Source organism: Streptomyces sp. DSM 40868 (assembly GCF_011820545.1).
In the GTDB taxonomy this organism is placed as follows: Bacteria; Actinomycetota; Actinomycetes; order Streptomycetales; family Streptomycetaceae; genus Streptomyces; species Streptomyces eurythermus.
Window position 1 is genome coordinate 1,635,023 of sequence record NZ_CP050504.1, and the last position, 16,359, is coordinate 1,651,381.

General features: G+C 71.9%; 17 protein-coding genes and 1 pseudogene. 7 read left to right on the plus strand and 11 right to left on the minus strand.

Features of this window, described 5'->3' with window-relative positions:
* Positions 1-305 precede the first annotated feature (305 nt).
* Together HB370_RS07210 and HB370_RS07215 are read right to left on the minus strand one after the other, a co-directional pair.
* Positions 306-1,220 carry an MBL fold metallo-hydrolase gene (locus HB370_RS07210; protein ID WP_051815209.1) on the minus strand — a complete coding sequence of 305 codons (915 nt, stop codon included), beginning with the start codon at positions 1,218-1,220 and terminating at the stop codon, positions 306-308.
* Between the two features lie 209 nt (positions 1,221-1,429).
* A complete protein-coding gene (locus HB370_RS07215; protein ID WP_030775262.1) occupies positions 1,430-1,996 on the minus strand; it encodes a GNAT family N-acetyltransferase in 567 nt (188 codons plus the stop codon).
* A gap of 115 nt (positions 1,997-2,111) precedes the next feature.
* Between HB370_RS07215 and HB370_RS07220 the strand changes: the two genes are divergently transcribed.
* Complete coding sequence (locus HB370_RS07220) at positions 2,112-2,573, plus strand: hypothetical protein (RefSeq protein ID WP_030775261.1); 462 nt, start codon at positions 2,112-2,114, stop codon at positions 2,571-2,573.
* Positions 2,574-2,663: 90 nt separating this feature from the next.
* Here HB370_RS07220 and HB370_RS07225 read toward each other — a convergent pair whose 3' ends face one another.
* Positions 2,664-3,059: a DUF2267 domain-containing protein gene (locus HB370_RS07225; RefSeq protein ID WP_030775259.1), complete on the minus strand. Its 396-nt coding sequence runs from the start codon at positions 3,057-3,059 to the stop codon at positions 2,664-2,666.
* 368 nt (positions 3,060-3,427) lie between these two features.
* On the opposite strand from HB370_RS07225, the gene HB370_RS07230 reads away from it, so the two are divergent.
* Positions 3,428-3,628 carry a cold-shock protein gene (locus HB370_RS07230; RefSeq protein WP_030775257.1) on the plus strand — a complete coding sequence of 67 codons (201 nt, stop codon included), beginning with the start codon at positions 3,428-3,430 and terminating at the stop codon, positions 3,626-3,628.
* A 117-nt stretch (positions 3,629-3,745) separates the two neighbouring features.
* Here HB370_RS07230 and HB370_RS07235 read toward each other — a convergent pair whose 3' ends face one another.
* The gene (locus tag HB370_RS07235) at positions 3,746-3,910 is read right to left on the minus strand and encodes a hypothetical protein (RefSeq protein ID WP_167345718.1); all 165 of its coding nucleotides are present in this window, start codon (positions 3,908-3,910) and stop codon (positions 3,746-3,748) included.
* A 339-nt stretch (positions 3,911-4,249) separates the two neighbouring features.
* On the opposite strand from HB370_RS07235, the gene HB370_RS07240 reads away from it, so the two are divergent.
* Positions 4,250-5,155 (plus strand): NADP-dependent oxidoreductase, encoded by a 906-nt coding sequence (locus tag HB370_RS07240; protein WP_030775255.1) that lies wholly within the window; start codon positions 4,250-4,252, stop codon positions 5,153-5,155.
* An 80-nt stretch (positions 5,156-5,235) separates the two neighbouring features.
* Here the strand turns inward: HB370_RS07240 and HB370_RS07245 are convergent, their stop codons facing one another.
* Both HB370_RS07245 and HB370_RS07250 read right to left on the minus strand, forming a co-directional pair.
* Positions 5,236-6,378: a GNAT family N-acetyltransferase gene (locus HB370_RS07245; protein WP_037700041.1), complete on the minus strand. Its 1,143-nt coding sequence runs from the start codon at positions 6,376-6,378 to the stop codon at positions 5,236-5,238.
* Positions 6,375-7,616 carry an aminotransferase class I/II-fold pyridoxal phosphate-dependent enzyme gene (locus HB370_RS07250; RefSeq protein ID WP_244405460.1) on the minus strand — a complete coding sequence of 414 codons (1,242 nt, stop codon included), beginning with the start codon at positions 7,614-7,616 and terminating at the stop codon, positions 6,375-6,377. The genes HB370_RS07245 and HB370_RS07250 overlap by 4 nt, the downstream gene beginning before the upstream one ends.
* A 144-nt stretch (positions 7,617-7,760) precedes the next feature.
* On the opposite strand from HB370_RS07250, the gene HB370_RS07255 reads away from it, so the two are divergent.
* Entirely contained in the window at positions 7,761-8,036 is a 276-nt protein-coding gene (locus HB370_RS07255; RefSeq protein WP_030775250.1) for a hypothetical protein, read from the plus strand.
* Positions 8,037-8,269: 233 nt separating this feature from the next.
* Positions 8,270-8,917 carry a DedA family protein gene (locus HB370_RS07260; protein ID WP_030775247.1) on the plus strand — a complete coding sequence of 216 codons (648 nt, stop codon included), beginning with the start codon at positions 8,270-8,272 and terminating at the stop codon, positions 8,915-8,917.
* Positions 8,918-9,113: 196 nt separating this feature from the next.
* On the opposite strand, the gene HB370_RS07265 is transcribed toward HB370_RS07260, so the two are convergent.
* Both HB370_RS07265 and HB370_RS07270 read right to left on the minus strand, forming a co-directional pair.
* Positions 9,114-10,760 carry an amidohydrolase gene (locus HB370_RS07265; RefSeq protein WP_030775245.1) on the minus strand — a complete coding sequence of 549 codons (1,647 nt, stop codon included), beginning with the start codon at positions 10,758-10,760 and terminating at the stop codon, positions 9,114-9,116.
* A 139-nt stretch (positions 10,761-10,899) separates the two neighbouring features.
* A complete protein-coding gene (locus tag HB370_RS07270; protein ID WP_030775243.1) occupies positions 10,900-11,535 on the minus strand; it encodes a TetR family transcriptional regulator C-terminal domain-containing protein in 636 nt (211 codons plus the stop codon).
* Positions 11,536-11,625: 90 nt separating this feature from the next.
* On the opposite strand from HB370_RS07270, the gene HB370_RS07275 reads away from it, so the two are divergent.
* Positions 11,626-13,104: a cytosine permease gene (locus tag HB370_RS07275; RefSeq protein WP_051815207.1), complete on the plus strand. Its 1,479-nt coding sequence runs from the start codon at positions 11,626-11,628 to the stop codon at positions 13,102-13,104.
* 264 nt (positions 13,105-13,368) lie between these two features.
* Positions 13,369-14,607, plus strand: a complete 1,239-nt coding sequence (locus HB370_RS07280) for a phosphodiester glycosidase family protein (protein WP_030775239.1) — start codon at positions 13,369-13,371, stop codon at positions 14,605-14,607.
* A 12-nt stretch (positions 14,608-14,619) separates the two neighbouring features.
* Here HB370_RS07280 and HB370_RS07285 read toward each other — a convergent pair whose 3' ends face one another.
* The 3 genes and pseudogenes from HB370_RS07285 to HB370_RS07295 all read right to left on the minus strand — a co-directional run.
* Entirely contained in the window at positions 14,620-14,814 is a 195-nt protein-coding gene (locus HB370_RS07285; protein WP_030775237.1) for a hypothetical protein, read from the minus strand.
* A gap of 101 nt (positions 14,815-14,915) precedes the next feature.
* Positions 14,916-15,851 carry a phosphatidylinositol-specific phospholipase C/glycerophosphodiester phosphodiesterase family protein gene (locus tag HB370_RS07290; protein ID WP_030775235.1) on the minus strand — a complete coding sequence of 312 codons (936 nt, stop codon included), beginning with the start codon at positions 15,849-15,851 and terminating at the stop codon, positions 14,916-14,918.
* Between the two features lie 156 nt (positions 15,852-16,007).
* Positions 16,008-16,280, minus strand: a pseudogene (locus HB370_RS07295) (hypothetical protein); the annotation flags it as partial.
* Positions 16,281-16,359 lie beyond the last annotated feature (79 nt).

The window sequence follows — 16,359 nt, forward strand, 5'->3', positions numbered from 1 at the left end:
GCCGGGAAGCCGATGACAGCCGCCCCCTGAGGCGAGTAACTCCGTTCTCGCCCGGCTGAGGATGTTCGATCGATGCCCGCGAAAAGACGGCAGTGCGGCGCCACCGCGCCGCACTGCCGTCATCGCGCTTCCGAAGCAGCGCCCCGGTCCGCCACATCACGTGCACGCGCTTCCCGTCGCAGGATCTGCGCGGTCACGCCGGACTGGGCGCTTTCGAGGTTCTCCGCCGCATGCGAGGAGATAACCGAAGGCAGGCTTGCCGGACTTCTCCTCACCCCGCCGCTCCGAGCCGAAGACCCGCCCCTTCAGGCCAGGTTCTTCTTCTCACCCGCCGGCTCCAGGTCGACGAGCTTGCCGTCGACACCCTGTTCCTCGAAGGCCTTGACGAGGGACTTGATGTCTTCGGAGTAGATGTCCCAGCTGTCGGTGTGGATCGGAACCACCTTGCGGGGGTTGAGATCCTTCGCCACCAGGGCGGCGTTCTTCGACGTGAGAGTCAGCGGAGCGTTGTCGAGGATCGCGGGAGTGCGGGCGGCACCGGCGAAGAGGATGGCCGTGTCGATGGCTCCGATGTCCTTCTTGATCCGGTCGCCGACCTGCTTGGCGACCTTGACCGAGGCGTTGTCACCGGAGATGTAGGTGGTGGGGACTCCCTTACCGCTCAGCACGAACCCGGTGACCTCGCCGTCCGCCCCGCGGTCGACCCCGTCGGGACCGTGCAGGGCGGGTACCGCGGTGACCTTGATCGTACTGCCGGCGGACTTCAGTTCCCGCTCCTCCCAGCTCTTCATGGGAGTGATGTGATCGCCGAGACGCTTGTGAGCGCCAGGCGTGGAGAACACGACCGGCATGTCCTTCAGCAGCTCACGGCCCTTGCCGTCGAGGTTGTCGTCGTGCTGGTCGTGGGAGAGCAGAACGGCATCGATCTTGCCGAGCTTCTCAGGGCCGAAGGCGGGGCCCTTGATCTTGGACATGCCCGACTTGTACTTCTTGGGCGCGTCAAAGGTGGGGTCGATCAGGATGCGCTGACCGGCGATCTCCAGCACGGCCGTCGGGCCGCCCACGTGGGTGACGGTGAACGCGGCGGTGGCGGAGGGCGTCGAACCGGCGGATGACGGCTTCTTCTCCTCACCGTCGGCGCTGGCGTTCCCGCCACAGGCGGCGAGGAGCGACACGCCGGCTGCGGCTACGGCGGCACGGAGGAGCGTCGAACGGTTCATCAGGTATGGCCATCTCTCTTGTCTTACGGACAGTCGGGCACCCGACGAGGGCAGGCCCCAGGAGTGTTTTCAACGCTAACACAGTTCGTTAGCACTGACCACACACCCCTGCGCACGAGAGTCGCGCGCCTGAAATAAGCGCAGCTCACAGCCGTTAGCACTGCTATCGAGGAGTGCTCTACCCGCAGAGTCGGCGACGGGCCGTCGGCTCACGGGCAGGGCATGCTCATGTAGAGCGCCTGCTCGCCCTGCGAGGGCGTGCCGTCGTAGAGGGTGGTGTCGAGCCCGCAGAACGCGAAGCCCATCCGCCGGTACGCGTGGATCGCCGGCGCGTTGACGTTGGTGACCTCAAGCCAGATGTGGCCCGCACCCCGCTCGCGGGCGAACTCCGCCGCGAGTCCCATCAGCGCACGACCGACCCCCTTGCCCCGATGCTCCGGTGCGACCTCGATGTCCTCGATGGTCAGCCGGCGGTTCCAACCGGAGTACGAGACGGCGACGAACCCGGCCAGTTCCCCGGAGGCGCCCTGGGCGACGAAGGTACGGGAGTCCACGCCACTCTCGCCGCCCCCCTCGCCGCCATCCGACTCGTCCTCAGGGAACACCTTGGTCAGCGGCGGTTCCACCGGCACCTCCCGCAGCACGAACCCCTCCTCCGTCGCCGTCACTCGGAAGACGGTGCCGGTGGTGAATGAGCCGTCGAGGGCTTCGATGGCCGGGGCGTCCTCGGGAAGGGCTGTGCGGTACCGGTATCCCGTGTCGTCAGCAATGTTCATGCCCCGACGCTACGACCCCCGGCCGGGGACAGACCGGCCGATCCCGAGGGCCGCAGCCTGCTGACTGAGGCATTTGATGTGGTTCGTCGGATACGCGACGGGCACTCGAGGTCGCATGATGCGAAGCATTGTGCGGGGATGTGTCGCCGGTGCCGTCGGGACGACCGTGTTGAATGTGGCGACCTTCGCCGACATGGCGTTGCGGGGCAGGCCCTCCAGTCAGGCTCCCGCGCAGACCGTGGAGAAGATCGCCCAGGGCATGGGACGTCCGGTCCCGGGGTCGGGGGACGGCAGGGAGAACCGGCTCTCCGGGCTGGGCGGCCTGTCCGGGATCGCCGTCGGGGTCGGCACCGGTGTCATGGTCTCCCTGGTCTGCCATGCGGGGCTGCGGCTGCCCTGGGGGCTGGGCGGCCTGGCCACCGGTGCCCTGGCCATGGCCGCTACCGACCTGCCGATGGCACGACTCGGCGTGAGCGACCCGGCGGGCTGGTCGGCGACGGACTGGGCGTCGGACGCCGTACCGCATCTGATGTACGGGTTCGCGACGTACGGCACTCTCGTCGAGCACGGTGAGTGAATAGGCGGTCATTCTTCGCCACCGGGCCCGCGCCGGGGCGCCTTCGGGCGGTTCCTCGATGATCCGTCCCACCGGGCGCGGCCGGGCCGCTCAGAGGCCCTCTTTCGGTTCCTCGAACAACGTGCCGAACTCGTCCGGCAGGGCGCGCAGCAGGTCCTCCGCCAGGTCCGTGTCCTCGGCCGCGATCCGGCAGACCACCGTCTGCGCCAGGAAGAGCGCCTGCTCAGAGGTGGCACCCGCGGGCCGGGCGACGTCCGCGAGCAGATCGTCGAGCGACACCGCGGAGTCGTCCGCCACCTCGGCCCCGTACCGCAGCGCGGGGCGCTCGTGGGCCGGTACGGCCTTGCGCAGATGCTCCCGGCGCGGCGGATCGAGGCGGCTGCTCAGCGCGGCGAGTACGAGGTGTACGGCGGCGTCGGCGGCCTCCGTGTCGTCGAGATGGGTCCGCGACGCCACCTCTTCCACCAGATGCTGATGGCTGATCATGCTGCCTCCACCGGTGCGTGCTGTGGTTGAGGGCGGTGCGGTCTGACGGGTGCCCGTGCGGTCGACATCTACGCTCACATCCGGACGAAGTGGACGGGCGAAGGGGACGGGGACCCGTGAGGGAGGCAGGGCTCGTCGGGCGGGGCCGGGAGTGCCGGTACGACGAGTTTTCGGCGGCGGGAATGAAACCAGGGGGCGGCCCGTTGCACTGGGCGGTCGTAGTTTTTGTGTCTGTGTTTCACCGCACGCTCGCGAAGAACGATGTCGCGGGCGCCGCCTCCTTCAGGGAACTGGAGAAGTCGCGTCCAGGCCGGCCCGGGAGTCCGCACGGTGCGGCCCCCGTACCCAGCCCCTGTAAGGAGCAGCAAATGACTCAGGGAACCGTGAAGTGGTTCAACGCCGAGAAGGGCTTCGGCTTCATCGCCCAGGCCGACGGCCCGGACCTCTTCGTCCACTACTCCGAGATCGAAGGCAACGGCTTCCGTAGCCTCGAGGAGAACCAGCACGTCGAGTTCGACGTCGTCCAGGGCCCCAAGGGTCCGCAGGCCGCTCGCGTCCGCGCCCTCTGAGGCCGTCGCTGAGCAGGAGGGCCGGTGCCGTCAAGGCGCCGGCCCTCGGCATGTTCCTGTGAGCACGCCTTGCGCGAAGGGCCGACGTGCCGGCCCTGTTGGCGGCCGGCCGCCCGGCTACTTCTCGAAGTCGTCCGGTGTGATCCCCGCCTCTTCGATCGCCTCACGCATCGAGCGGCCGGACGCCCCCGGCTGCTGTTCTTCCTTGCCGGTGTCGGCCGGCGACTCGATCACATCGTCCGTGCTGGACGTCTTCGGACGGTTCTCCTCGGGCACGGTCACCGTGACCGCCTCCTCGCTGCGTCGGGTCTTTCGCGAACCGTCGGGTACCCGGGCCGACCTGCGGAATGCCTGAGTCGAGGCGAGTGGCGTACGACGCGTTCGGCAGCGGGGGCGAGACGTCCACGGAGCCGTGCACATGGGCCCCGTCGGTCGCGGGCCCTCGGGCTGCGTGACACCTCGTACCCGCTGGCGGACTGCGCGCCCCCCAACTCACCCTGCAGTGGCCCATCGACCCCGACGGCACACCGTAGTCGCCGAGCCTCGGCGTGTGGACGGGAATCTCTTGATCATCCTCGGTGTTGCGGCCTGCGTCAGCAGCCGTCCTGCGAAGGGTTCTCCGTGCGCGCCATACGGGTCCACCGCTTCGGCACCCCCGATGTTCTCGGCCCCGTCGATGTGCCCGAGCCCGAACCCGCGCCCGGGGAGGTGCTGATCCGGTCCATCGCGACCGGTATCAATCCCGTCGACGACAAGACCCGCGAGGGAGCCATCGGCGAGGGCACACCGCCGCTGCCGATGACCCTCGGCTGGGACCTGGCCGGCATCGTGGTCGACGGGGGCGACAGTGGGCTGCGCGCCGGGGAACGGGTCATCGCGATGTCGCATCAGCTCGGCACCGGCCGGGGCACGTGGGCCGACCTGGTGGCCCTCCCCGCGCGGGCGGTGTCCGTCGCACCTCGGGCGATCGATCTGGTCGAGGCGGCCACCTTGCCGCTTCCCGGGCTGACGGCCGCGCAGACCCTGGACTGGCTCGCGGTCACCGCCGGGGAACGGCTGCTGATCGCCGGGGCCGCGGGCGCCGTCGGCGGGCTGGCGCTCCAGATCGCCCGGGCCCGGGGAGTCCGGGTGGACGCTCTGGTGTCCCGTGCCGAACAGGTCGGTTTCGCCCGCGAGCACGGTGCCGGTCTCGTCACCACGGACCCCCGCGATCTACCGTCCCGCTCCTACGACGCGGTCTTCGACACGTTCGGGGCCTTCGTCACGGAGGCGGTGGCCGATGGCGGCCGGTACGCGTCGATCGCGACCCAGGCAGGCCCGGTTCCCGACCTGTCCTCCCGTGGTGTCCGTACGACCGTGCATCAGGTACGCGAGGACGGTGCGGGGCTGCGCGAACTGTCCGGCCTCGTCGACCGCGGCTCTCTGCGGCCGCGCGTGCACGCCGCCTTCGGCCTGCACGAGATCCGCGCCGCGCACGAGCGCTTCGCGCAGGGACGCCTGACGGGAAAGATCGCCATGATCTTCTGAGCCCGCGGCCCGCTGAACCACAGCCTTCCGAAGCATGGCCTTGCGCACCAGGGTCCCCCGCGGCGTGGTCTCGTGGGCCGTCATGGCGCGGCGGTGGCGCGCTCGTACAGCCGGTGCGTCTGGGTGTGGACACCGCCGAGGGCCTCGCCGTGGCGGCGGGAGGCGTGGTTGTCCTCCAGGACCCACGAGTAGGAGATCTCGGTGTATCCGAGGCGGAAGGCGGCGCGCTGGGCCTGGGTCACCAGGGCCGCGGCCAGACCGCGGGACCGGTGCTCCCTGGCCACGCCCATGGCGGCGAAGCGCACGCGGTCGATGCGACGGACGGCTCGCGCGGCCCGGATCAGCCCGACGGGCAGGCCCAGGGTGGTGAGCCGGCCGCGGGCCGCGTGCAGCGCCTGGTGGGCGTCGGGCAGACAGAGCAGGAAGGCGACGGGTTCGCCGTGCATCTCCGCGATCTGCAGGAAGCCGGGGCGCAGCAGTGGCCTCAGCTTTTTCATCATGTAGCCGAACTGCGCTTCGTCGACGGGGACCGAACCGTAGCTGTGGGTGAACGTTTCGTTGTAGAGCTTCCGGACGGTCTCCATATCGGTTTCCGTCCGCTGCGGGTCCATGGGCCGCACCGTCAGGCCGGGGGTCGCGAGGACACGGTCCGCGGCTTCACGGTATTCCGCCGGGGGCTCCCCGCCATCGGGAATCGGAATGGCGTACGAAACCAGGTCCTTGGCCTTCTCGAATCCACATACGGAGAACAGCTGCGGATAATACGGCCGGTTCCGGGGAATCATGACGATGTGCGGCTGGTCGAAGCCGGATATCTGTACGCCGCACTCGTCATTGGTGGTGAATCCGAGGGGGCCGAAGGTGCGTTTCATGCCCTGCGCGGCGAGCCAGTCGTCCGCCGTGTCGAAGAGAGCCGCCGCGGCCTCGGGGTCGTCGACGCACTCGAAGAGGCCGATCAGTCCGCGGTCCGGGCCGTGCCGCTCGTTGTAGCGGGGGTCGACGATCGCCGCGATCCTGCCGACGACGGTGTCGCGCCGCCGCGCGAGGAAGAGCCGTACCGTGGCCACCCGGTGGTAGGGGTTGCGGGCCGGGTCCAGGAAGGAGCGCCGTTCCCGCTCCAGCGGGGCCACCCACAGCGGGTCGTCGCGGTAGAGGTCGTACGGGAGCCGGATGAAGGCGGTCAGGTCGGTGTCCGTGCCGACCGGGGCGACCGTGACACTCATGACACCCAGTCCAGAAGCGTTTCCCTCAGCATCGGCTGCACCGGGACGGGCGGCGGCCCGGAAGGGATGAGTCCCAGGCGTCGGCCGGCGTGGGCGAACGCGACGAGGATGCGTTCGATGTCCTCGTCGGTGTGCGTGGCCTGGAGGGACAGCCGGACCAGCGAGCGTTCCTCGGGTACGGCGGGCGCGGAGACGGCGCTGGTGAAGACGCCCTCGGTGAGGACCTCCCGCCACAGGGCCGTGGCCAGTTCCTTGCGCCCGGTGATGACGGGCACGATCGGGGTGACCGACTCGCCCGTGTCGAAGCCGAGGCCGCGCAGGCCGTCCCGTACCTGCCGCGCCACCTCGAAGGCGCGCGCCCGGCGCTCCGGCTCGGACTCGATGATGGTCAGGGCCGCCAGCGCGGCGGCGGCCGAGGCGGGGGGGATCGAGGTGGTGAAGATGACGGACCGCGAGGTGTGCCGGAGGTAGTGGATCACCTCGGCGGGCCCGGCCAGGAAGCCCCCGATGGAGCCGAATCCCTTGGACAGGGTGCCCGTGTGGAGGTCGACCGCGTCGGGCAGCCCGAAGTGGTCGGTCACCCCTCGTCCGCCCGGTCCGAGCAGCCCGATGTCGTGGGCGCCGTCGACCACCAGGCGGGCGCCGTAGCGCCGGGCGAGCGAGACCAGCTCCGGCAGCCGGCACAGGTCGCCCTCCATGGAGAACAGGCCGTCCGTGAGGATCGCCTTGGCCGCGTCCGGGTCGGCCACCGCGAGCTTGCGCTCCAGGTCCGCCATGTCCGAGTGCCGGTACCAGCGTCTGTCGGCGAAGCCCAGCCGCACCGCCTCGATCAGCGAGGCGTGGTTGGCCTTGTCGCTGAAGACGATGTCGCCGCGGCCGAGCAGGGGAGCCAGCGCCAGGTTCGCCTCGAAGCCGGTGGTGGTCACGATCACCGCCTCGGCGTCGAGGAAGGCGGCCAGTCTGGCCTCCAGTTCCTCGTGCAGCGTGAGCGTTCCGCCGATCAGCCGGCTCGCCGAGGCGGAGGCACCCCAGCGACGGGCCGCGTCGGCCGCCGCGGCGACGACACGGGGGTGACCGGAAAGGCCAAGATAATCGTTTCGGGCGGCCATGACCAGGCGTTTTCCACCCAGGAACACCTCCCCTCCGCGTGCCTCAAGTGCGTTGTAGACGGCCCTCGGCCGCATGCGCGTCGCGTGCTGCATGACGGCCGTCAACTGCTTGTCGAAAATATCTGCCACTGCGCTCTCACATTCGACTCGCCACCCTTTTGAGATTTTCATACAAAAATGCGGAGAGGGTGGCCTCGGCATCCTCTCAGCCAGAGGAATGAAATGAAAAGCCAAGGCCTGGTTTCGTTAAGCCGTTCGGGTGAATCGAGTCCTGTGGACGGTGCGACAGGGGGTGCGAGTGCGGTACGACTCCGGCTTACGGCTCCGTCACCCGCGCGGCGCTCCGCTCTCCCGGCACCCGGCCGGACGCCCGCCCCGGCTTCCGGCAACCTCGACGGCGCCCCTCAGTACACACCCGACTGCGGCCGTTTCTTCCACCAGAACGGCGACTACTCGAAGTGCCCGGGCGGCGCCACGCGCATCACCGAGTTCGACAAGTGGATGCTGCGCGGCCTCTGGCGCCATCTGAAGAACCGGTACGGCTACTGACCGACCGGGCCCGGCAGTCCCTCGTACGACCGCCCGACCGGTGCTGTCCGCGCCGCACCGACAGGTGGCATCCCCCCAACACACACACCACCGGCCTGTCATGCCTGCCGGCCTACAACACCTACAACTGGCCAACCCGGAGCCGATCGAAGGCGACCGGTGCGCGCGGGTGCGCCGGGCGGGTGATGCTGGGGAGCGGACGAATCCGCGCACAGGCCGGGAGGTTCGGGCAGGTGACCGCCGTCAATCCGATGGACAGCGCCTCGGTGCTGGCCGCCTTCGGCGCGCTGGGCGTGCTGGCGGTCCTCTTCGCCGAGTCGGGCCTGCTGGTCGTCGGCTTCTTCCTGCCCGGTGACACCCTGCTGTTCCCGGCCGGGGTGCTGTGCGCGGGCAGCGCCCAGCAGCCGCCCCGGCTCACGCTGTGGCAGGTGCTGGTGTGCGCGGCGGTGGGGGCGGTGGCGGGCGGTCAGACGGGGTATCTGATCGGGCGGCACGGCGGGCGGGCGCTGCTGGCCCGCACGTCCAGCCGACGGGTGACGGACGCCGCGCAGCGGGCCGAGCGGCTGCTGGCCCGCTACGGCTACGGCAAGGCGCTGGTGATCGGCCGGTTCGTGCCGCTGCTGCGGACGGTGCTGCACCCGGTGGCGGGGGTGCTGGGCGTGCCCGCGCGGACCTTCACGCTGTGGCAGACGGTGGGCGGGGTGCTGTGGTCGCAGACGCTGGTCCTCGCCGGGTACACCCTGGGCGCGTCCGTCCCGCACATCGACGACTATCTGCTGCCGTTGGTGGCCCTGGTCGTCGTCGTGTCCCTGCTCCCGCTGCTGCCGGAGCTGCGCCGCTCCCGCCGTGAACGCCGCGAGCGGGACGAGTCCGCGAGCTGACCCGGGCACCTCGCGCCACCACCGGAAACAGCACGCCCCACACTCGCCGCGATGCGCTGCACCGCCCCCTCCACCGGAAGCGGCACGGCTCCCCACTCCGCAGAACCTCACAGTCCCGCCCGGCACCACCACAAGCGCCCCCCACCGCAGAACCGCACAGTCCCGCCCCCACCACCGGGACCGGCGCTCCCCCGGGCTACACCCCGGCCGCCCGGTAGGTGACCCGTCCCGCCACCGCCGTCAGCAGTACCGGCAGCGCGGCCAGCTCGGTGTCGGGTACGCGCAGCGGGTCGTCGGCGAGCACGGTGAGGTCGGCGCGGTGGCCGACGGCGAGCCGGCCGGCCCGGTCCTCCTCCCCCGCCGCCCAGGCGGCGCACACCGTCATGCCCTGGAGCGCCTGGAGGGGGGTGAGGGCCTGCTCGGGGCCGTGCGGGGGCAGGGAGAGGTCGGCGGGCCGCCGGTGCCGGGCGCCGGCCATGACCTGGAGCGGCGGGTACGGCGCGATGGGCCAGTCCGAGCCGAGGACGACCCGTGCTCCGGCCTCCCACAGGTCCCGGCAGCGGAACGCGCGCCCGGCCCGCTCCTCGCCGAGCCGGCGGGACCAGTTGTCGGTGTGGTCCGCCCGGGTGAACTCGCAGCAGTGCGTGGGCTGCATCGAGGCGGCGACACCGAGCGGCGCGAACCGTCGTACGGTGTCGTCGGGGACGGTCTCGATGTGCTCGACCCTGTGCCGTACGACGCCCGTACCGCTGCCGGTACGAGCCGCCCGTCCGCTCTCCGCCTGGGCCCGCTCGACGGCGTCCAGGACGTGGCGGACCGCCGCGTCGCCGATGGCGTGGGTGGCCGTGGGCACGCCGGCCCGGTGCAGGTCGGCGATCACCCGGGTGTAGCGCCGGGGGTCGGGCCAGTAGGCATGGTCCGACTGGCCGTGGCAGTCGGGGGTCTCCAGCCAGGCAGTGCCGTTGTCGATGGTGCCGTCCATGAACAGCTTCACCCCGGCCACCCGCCACAGCGCACCGCCGGTGCCCTGGAGCCGGACCAGCTCGGCGAGGTCGGCGTCGCTCGCCTCGGGCCGGCACCAAGGGGCGATCCGGAGCCGCAGGGGCAGGGCGTCCTCGGCCTCCAGACCGGCGTAGACGGCGAGGCTGTCGCCGTTCGCGTCCATGGCGTGGCCACCGGTGAGCCCGGACGCGGCCATGGCGGCCAGCACCTCGGCGGCGCGGGCGCGGACCTCGGCCTCGGTGGGCCGGGGGGCGACCGCCTCGACGACCTCGCAGGCGGCGTCCTCCAGCAGCAGTCCGGTGGGCCGTCCCTCGGCGTCGCAGACGATCTCCGAGCCCTGCTCGAAGCGGCGCGGCCCGTCGACGCCGGCCAGTTCCAGGGCCCGCTCGCTGGCCAGTGCCGAGTGCGCGTCGAACAGGTCGATCAGCGCGGGCACCCCGTCGAGGACGGGGCCGAGCGCGGCGGTGGCCACGGGTGCGGTGCCGAAGGCGTTGGGGTCCAGGCCCCAGCCGCGCAGCCAGGCGCCCGGCCGCAGGTCGCGTACCGCCGCGGCGAGCGCGGTGCGTACGGCGGCCAGGTCGCGGCAGCCGGACAGGTCGACGCCCATGGTGCGTTCGGCGCCGGAGACCGGGTGCAGATGCCCGTCGGTGAACCCGGCGGTGACCACCGCCCCGCGCAGGTCGACCACGGTGGTGCCGGGCCCGGCGAGGGCGCGGGCGTCCCGGTCGTCGCCGAGGAAGCCGATCCGCCCCCGTTCCGCGGCGAGCGCGGTGTGCGGCAGGAGGCGGCCCGTGCCGGGGTCGAGCAGCCGGGCGGAGAGCAGGACGAGATCGGCGGGCACGGGGGCTCCTTCACTCACAGGGGGGTATATCGCGCGCCCCTCAACTCACAGGGGTCACATAGCGGGTCCCTCGACTCACAGGGGGCACATCAAGGCCCCTTCGCTCTCAGGGGCTCAGCGAGGACGGCGGGCCGAGGGATCAGTCGGGGGCTTCGTCGAGCGTGCCGGGCCTCAGCCCGAGTTCCCGCTCGGCCGTGGTGCGAGGCATGCGCAGCACCGCGGCCGGGCGCTCGGGCGTCGCGGTGTTGGCGTGGACGCCCAGGCCGTCGAGGAGGACAAGAAGCTGCACGGCGACCGTCAGCGGATCGTCGGTGACGAACTCGCCGGCTGCCACGCCGTCCTCGATCAGGTCCTGGAGCCGGCCGCGCCAGGCGGCTTCCTGCTGGGCGACCCGGTCGCGGAGGACGGGCCGGTAGCGGCTGAGGTGGCGGGCGTTGATCCACAGCCGGCTGATCGCGTCGTACTCCTCCCCCGAGGTGCGGGCGAGGAAGCGGGCCAGTTGCCCGGTGGGCGTGGGCGCGGCGCGCCCGGCCGGGAGGAGGCGGTCGAGTTCGCCGGTCGCCGCGCTGCCGAACGCCTCGGCGACGAGGTCCTCGGCCGAGGGGAAGTAGTGGCTGATCAGCCCGGGGCGGACGGCGAGTTCCTCGGCGATCCGGCGGAGGGTGACGCACTCCAGGCCCTCGGCCAGGGCGACGGCCGCGGCGGCGGCGACGATCTCCGCCCGCCGGGCGGCCGGGTCCTTGCGAATCCGCTTGCGCTGAACGCTTGACGACATGACGGCGATGCTATTGAGTGTGCGACCAATAAGCAACTGGTCACCTGCCCAATAAGCGACCAGGCCCCTCCCACGGCTCCCGGAGGCCCCATGGCGTCCACGCTTCCCGACCCACATCCCGGCGCACGGCCCACACCCGCCGACGGCGCCGCCTCCGCCTCCCGGGCCGCCGCGCGCGCCGGTGTCGAGGCGCACGGCATCGACCACATCCCGGACTCCGAACGCCGGGGCCGGCCGCGCGAGTTGTTCTCGGTGTGGGCCGCCGCGAACGTCAACTACCTGAGCCTGGTGGTGGGCGGGGCGCTGGTGCTGATGGGGCTGAGCCTGTGGCAGGCGCTCGTGGTGATCGTCGTAGGCAATCTGTTCTGGCTGCTCACCGGCCTGCTGGCGGTTCCGGGCCCGGTGGCGGGCGCGCCGAGCGAGGTGGTGACCCGGGCGCTGTACGGGGTGCGCGGGAACCGGGTGAACAACGCGGTGACCGGCTGGCTGGTCTCCGTCTGCTACTTCGCGCTGAACCTGGCGGCGGCGGCCACCGCGGCCTTCTCCCTGGTGGACCGGGCCGGCCTGCCGGTGACCACCGGGGTGAAGGCGGTCGTGGTGGTGCTGATCGCCGCCGTCACGCTCGCCATCGGTGTCTACGGTCATGCCGCGATCGTCCGGCTCTACCTGCCGATCACCCTGGTGCTGTCGGCGGTGTTCGCCGTGGTGGGCGTCGCGGTGCTGCGGCACACCGACTTCGGCTACGCCCCCGGGCAGCCGCTGACGGGCAGGGACCTGTGGGCGACCGTGGCGGCCGGGACCGCCCTCATCGCCTCGGGCCCGCTGTCGTACACCACCAGCGCGGACTTCTCCCGCTATCTGCCCCGCGCCACCCCCGCGAAGGCGGTGGCCGGCTGGACCGCGCTCGGCGGGTTCGTGCCGAGCGTCCTGGTGTGCGGCATAGGCGCCTGCGCCGCGACCGCCGTCGACATGAACGACCCGGAGTCCTCGCTGCAGACGTTGCTGCCCGGCTGGTTCCGCCCAGTCTTCCTGCTCGCGCTGGTCCTCGGCACCATCGCGCTGAACGCGCTGACGTCCTACAGCGCCGGTCTCGCACTCCAGGCCGTCGGCCTGCGCATCCGGCGCACGCTCAGCGTCCTGGTGGACGGCGCGGTGGCCGTGTCGCTCACCCTGTACGCGCTGCTGGTCTCCGACTTCCTCGACACCGTCGGCGATGTGCTCCAGCTGACCGTGCTGTTGCTCGGCCCGGGTACGGCCGTCTACGCCACGGACATCCTGCTGCGCCGCAACCGCTATGACGGTCCCGCCCTCGCCGACGAGTCGCCCGGCGGGCCGTTCTGGTACACCGGCGGCGTCAACCGGTCCGGGGCGCTGGCCCTCACGGTGGGCGTGACGGTCGCCGCGCTGAGCGTCGACAGCGTCTACACCGGTCCCGTGGCCGCCGCCCTGGGCGGTGTCGACCTGGCCCTTCCGGCCGGGATGGCGGTGGCCTCGGGGACGTACGCCCTGCTGACCACGCGCCCCGGGCCGGGGACACCGCGTACCGGACGGCATCCTGAACGACCCTGAGCCGGAAGGGAGTCGAAGAGGAGCCGCGCCCCGGCCGTCCAGGACCGCGACACGGCACGGGACATGACGGCGGCTTCTCGCGGGAGGCACCCGCGGGGGTACGCCGCCGGAGACAGCCGAGAGCGTACGTCGCCGGAGGCACCCGAGGGGGTACGTTTTCTCACCCGTTCTCGCGTCGTCGACGCGTAGTCGCACCACCGGCCGCCCAAGTCTGCTGCACTGCCCCTACATCCAGGGGAAGTTGACGAGGCATCAGGAGGCACGGTGTCCAGACGGAACGGACGTTCGGCGGCGGGCAGAGCGGTTCTCACGACGCTCACGGCGCTCGGTGTGCTGGCCGGGGCGACCCTGGCGGGTGCGGCACCGGCCGGCGCCGCGCCGGCGGGCCGGCGGATCGCGCCGGGCGTCACCTACCGGCAGTTCGACGTCGACGCGGCGAAGGGCACGGCCCGCGTCCACCTGCTCACGGTGGACCTGGCCAACCCGCACGTCCGCGTCGGCCTGCTGTACCCGGGCACGGTCGCGGCCCGGGCGACGGTCTCCCGGCTGGCGGACGCGGCCGGGGCGGTCGCCGGGGTGAACGGCGACTTCTTCCACATCACCGAGTCCCAGCACCCCGGCGTGGAGGCCACCGGGGCGCCCGTCGGACCGGCCGTGGCGGACGGGCAGGTGCTCAAGGCGGCGGTGCCGAAGGGCCAGCGGTTCGGGCCCGCGCTGCCCCCGGGCACCGACACCCGGGAGGTGCTCGGTGTGGGCACCGACCGGCGGGCCCGCCTGGACCGCCTCTCCCTCACCGGCTCGGTCGGCACACCCCAGGGCACGCTGCCCCTGAAGGGGCTCAACCAGTACGCGCTCCCGGTGAACTCGGTCGGCGCCTTCACCGCGCGCTGGGGCGGCGCCTCCCGCGAGCGGGCCGTCTGCGGCACCGACACCCAGCGCTCGGCGCCGTGCAGCGAGGACACCTACGAGGTGAAGGTGCGCGACGGCCGGGTGGTCTCCGCCTCCGGCACCCCGGGCGGCGGCACGATCCCCGCGGACACCACGGTCCTGGTGGGCCTCGAGGAGGGCGCGCGGAAACTGCGCGAGCTGTCGGTCGGCGACCAGGTGCGGGTCACGCACACCCTGACGGCGGCCTCGTCCGAGGTGCCGTACGCCTTCGCGATCGGCGGCTTCCCGATCGTCCGCGACGGCGCCCCGCTGCCCGGGCTGGACGACGAGACCTCGGCGGTGCGCACGGCCGTGGGCGTCAAGGGCGGCGGGCGGCAACTGCTGCTCCTGGCGCTGGACGGGGCGGCGGACCACCGCTCGGGACTGACCGTCCACGAGGAGGCGGACGTCCTGCGCTCGCTCGGCGCCGCCGATGCCTTCAACCTGGACGGCGGCGGCTCGACGGAGATGGTGACCCGCGACACCGGCGACCGCGCCGTGACCGTGCGCAACCACCCGAGCGGCGGCGCCGAGCGCCCCGTGCCCAACGGCATCGGCGTCTTCTCGACCGGCTGACCACCGGCCGCGTCAGGGCCGCAGGCTGCTCACCAGGTCGGCCGTCGCGGTCAGCCCGCTGTGGATGGTGGGTGCCATGCTCGTACAGGCCATGTAGAAGCCGAACAGCATGCAGACCAGGCCGTGCGAGACCTTCAGCGCACCACTGCGCATGAAGATCACGACCAGGATCAGGAGCAGCAGCACCACCGAGATGGAAATCGCCATCGGAACCTCCTCCGCCACGCCTCATATGCGGCGTTCGGGCGCAAGTGTGACGTAGCGGAGGGTTCGTCCGGGCGGCTGACACGTCCGCCGATCGTGTGGTCTTACGCCGGGGCGTGGGCGTCGAGGAATGCCTCCAGCCCGGCGAGGTCGTCGGTGTTGAGGTGGTCCACCCCGGCGGCCAGCAGCTCGGTCCACAGCGCTTCCCGGGCCGGGCCGGCGGTGTCGGGGGTGGCCCAGAACCGGACCCGCTGTCCGCGCGCGTGGGCGGCGGCGGTGATGCTCCGCAGCTTGCGCCGCTCGGTGTCCGGGAAGGCCCCGGTGCCCGTCCAGGTGAAGTTCTGCGTCCAGTTGTCGCTGATGAGCGGGGCGAAGGAGGCCGGGACGGAACCGGTCAGGTCGGCGAGCCGGCCGTCGTAGAAGGCGCGCCGCTCGGTCTGCGCGGCCATCGGGGTACGGGCCGCCCGGTCGCCGGAGACGACGACGGTGACCGGCCCGGGGTGGACGCGGCCGCGCGCGTACCGGGTGAACAGGCGCGGGTAGCGGCGCAGATGACGGTCGAGTTCGAGGTAGGTCGCGGCGCCCTCGGTCTTGATGTCGACGAGGAGTTGCAGCGGCCGGCGCGCGCCGCGGTAGACGGCGCCGTGGTGGGCGGCGACGCGGGCGGCGAGCGGTTCCAGGTAGAGGGATTCCAGGGTGCGGGACGGGTCGAGGTCGGACACCTCGTGACCGACGAGGAGCTGACCGTCGACGAGGAAGATGTCGGCCTCGACGCTGCCGAAGCGGTGATCGAGGGCGTCGAGCAGGGGACGTGGGTGCGCGTAGTCGTTATGGGCATGGGCCCGCCACAACGGACGGGACCGCGGCCGACGACCACCGGCCGGTACGTCACTCGCGGCCCGTACGTCGCTCACGGCCGGTACGTCGTTCGCGGGCCCGGTGTCGCTCGCGGCCAGTGCCTCGCTCGTCGGCCGGGCGAGGGTGCCCGCGAGGACGGCGCCGAGCGTGGCGAGGGCTCCGCGGCGGGTGGTGAGGGTCATGCGCTGCCTCCCTGGGGGTGATGGGGACCGGGGAGAGTATGCGTGCGGACGCGCCTCAACGACCCGGTCGGGGCAACGAGTTGGCACGCTGTTCACTTCCGCCACACGGAAGGCCCGTCCCATCCGGGCGCTGTCGGCGGCCCGGAACGTGGCTTGTCACTCGTCGAGGCGGTGAAGGATCCGCGCGAACTCGCCGTTCTCGATCAGACCGGTGAGCACCCGGGTCATGTTGCTGATGCCGGCATCGCGGACGATGAGTCCGTCCGGGCACCAGAAGTAGCGGCCGCCCAGGGCCTCCCCGCTCGTGGCCCACCGCTTCATCAAGATCTCGACCTGCGCGAGAGTGAGGATGGTCGCGCTCCACCGGGATCCGTCAGGGAGGTCCACGAAGACGTCGATGTCGTCCACGGCCTCCAGGTCCTCGCCGGCATAGGCACCACCTGCGGGACTGGACCGAAGCCGGCCTCCGGCCCCGGTAGCGCCACCTGTTACGGCTTCGACAAGTAGC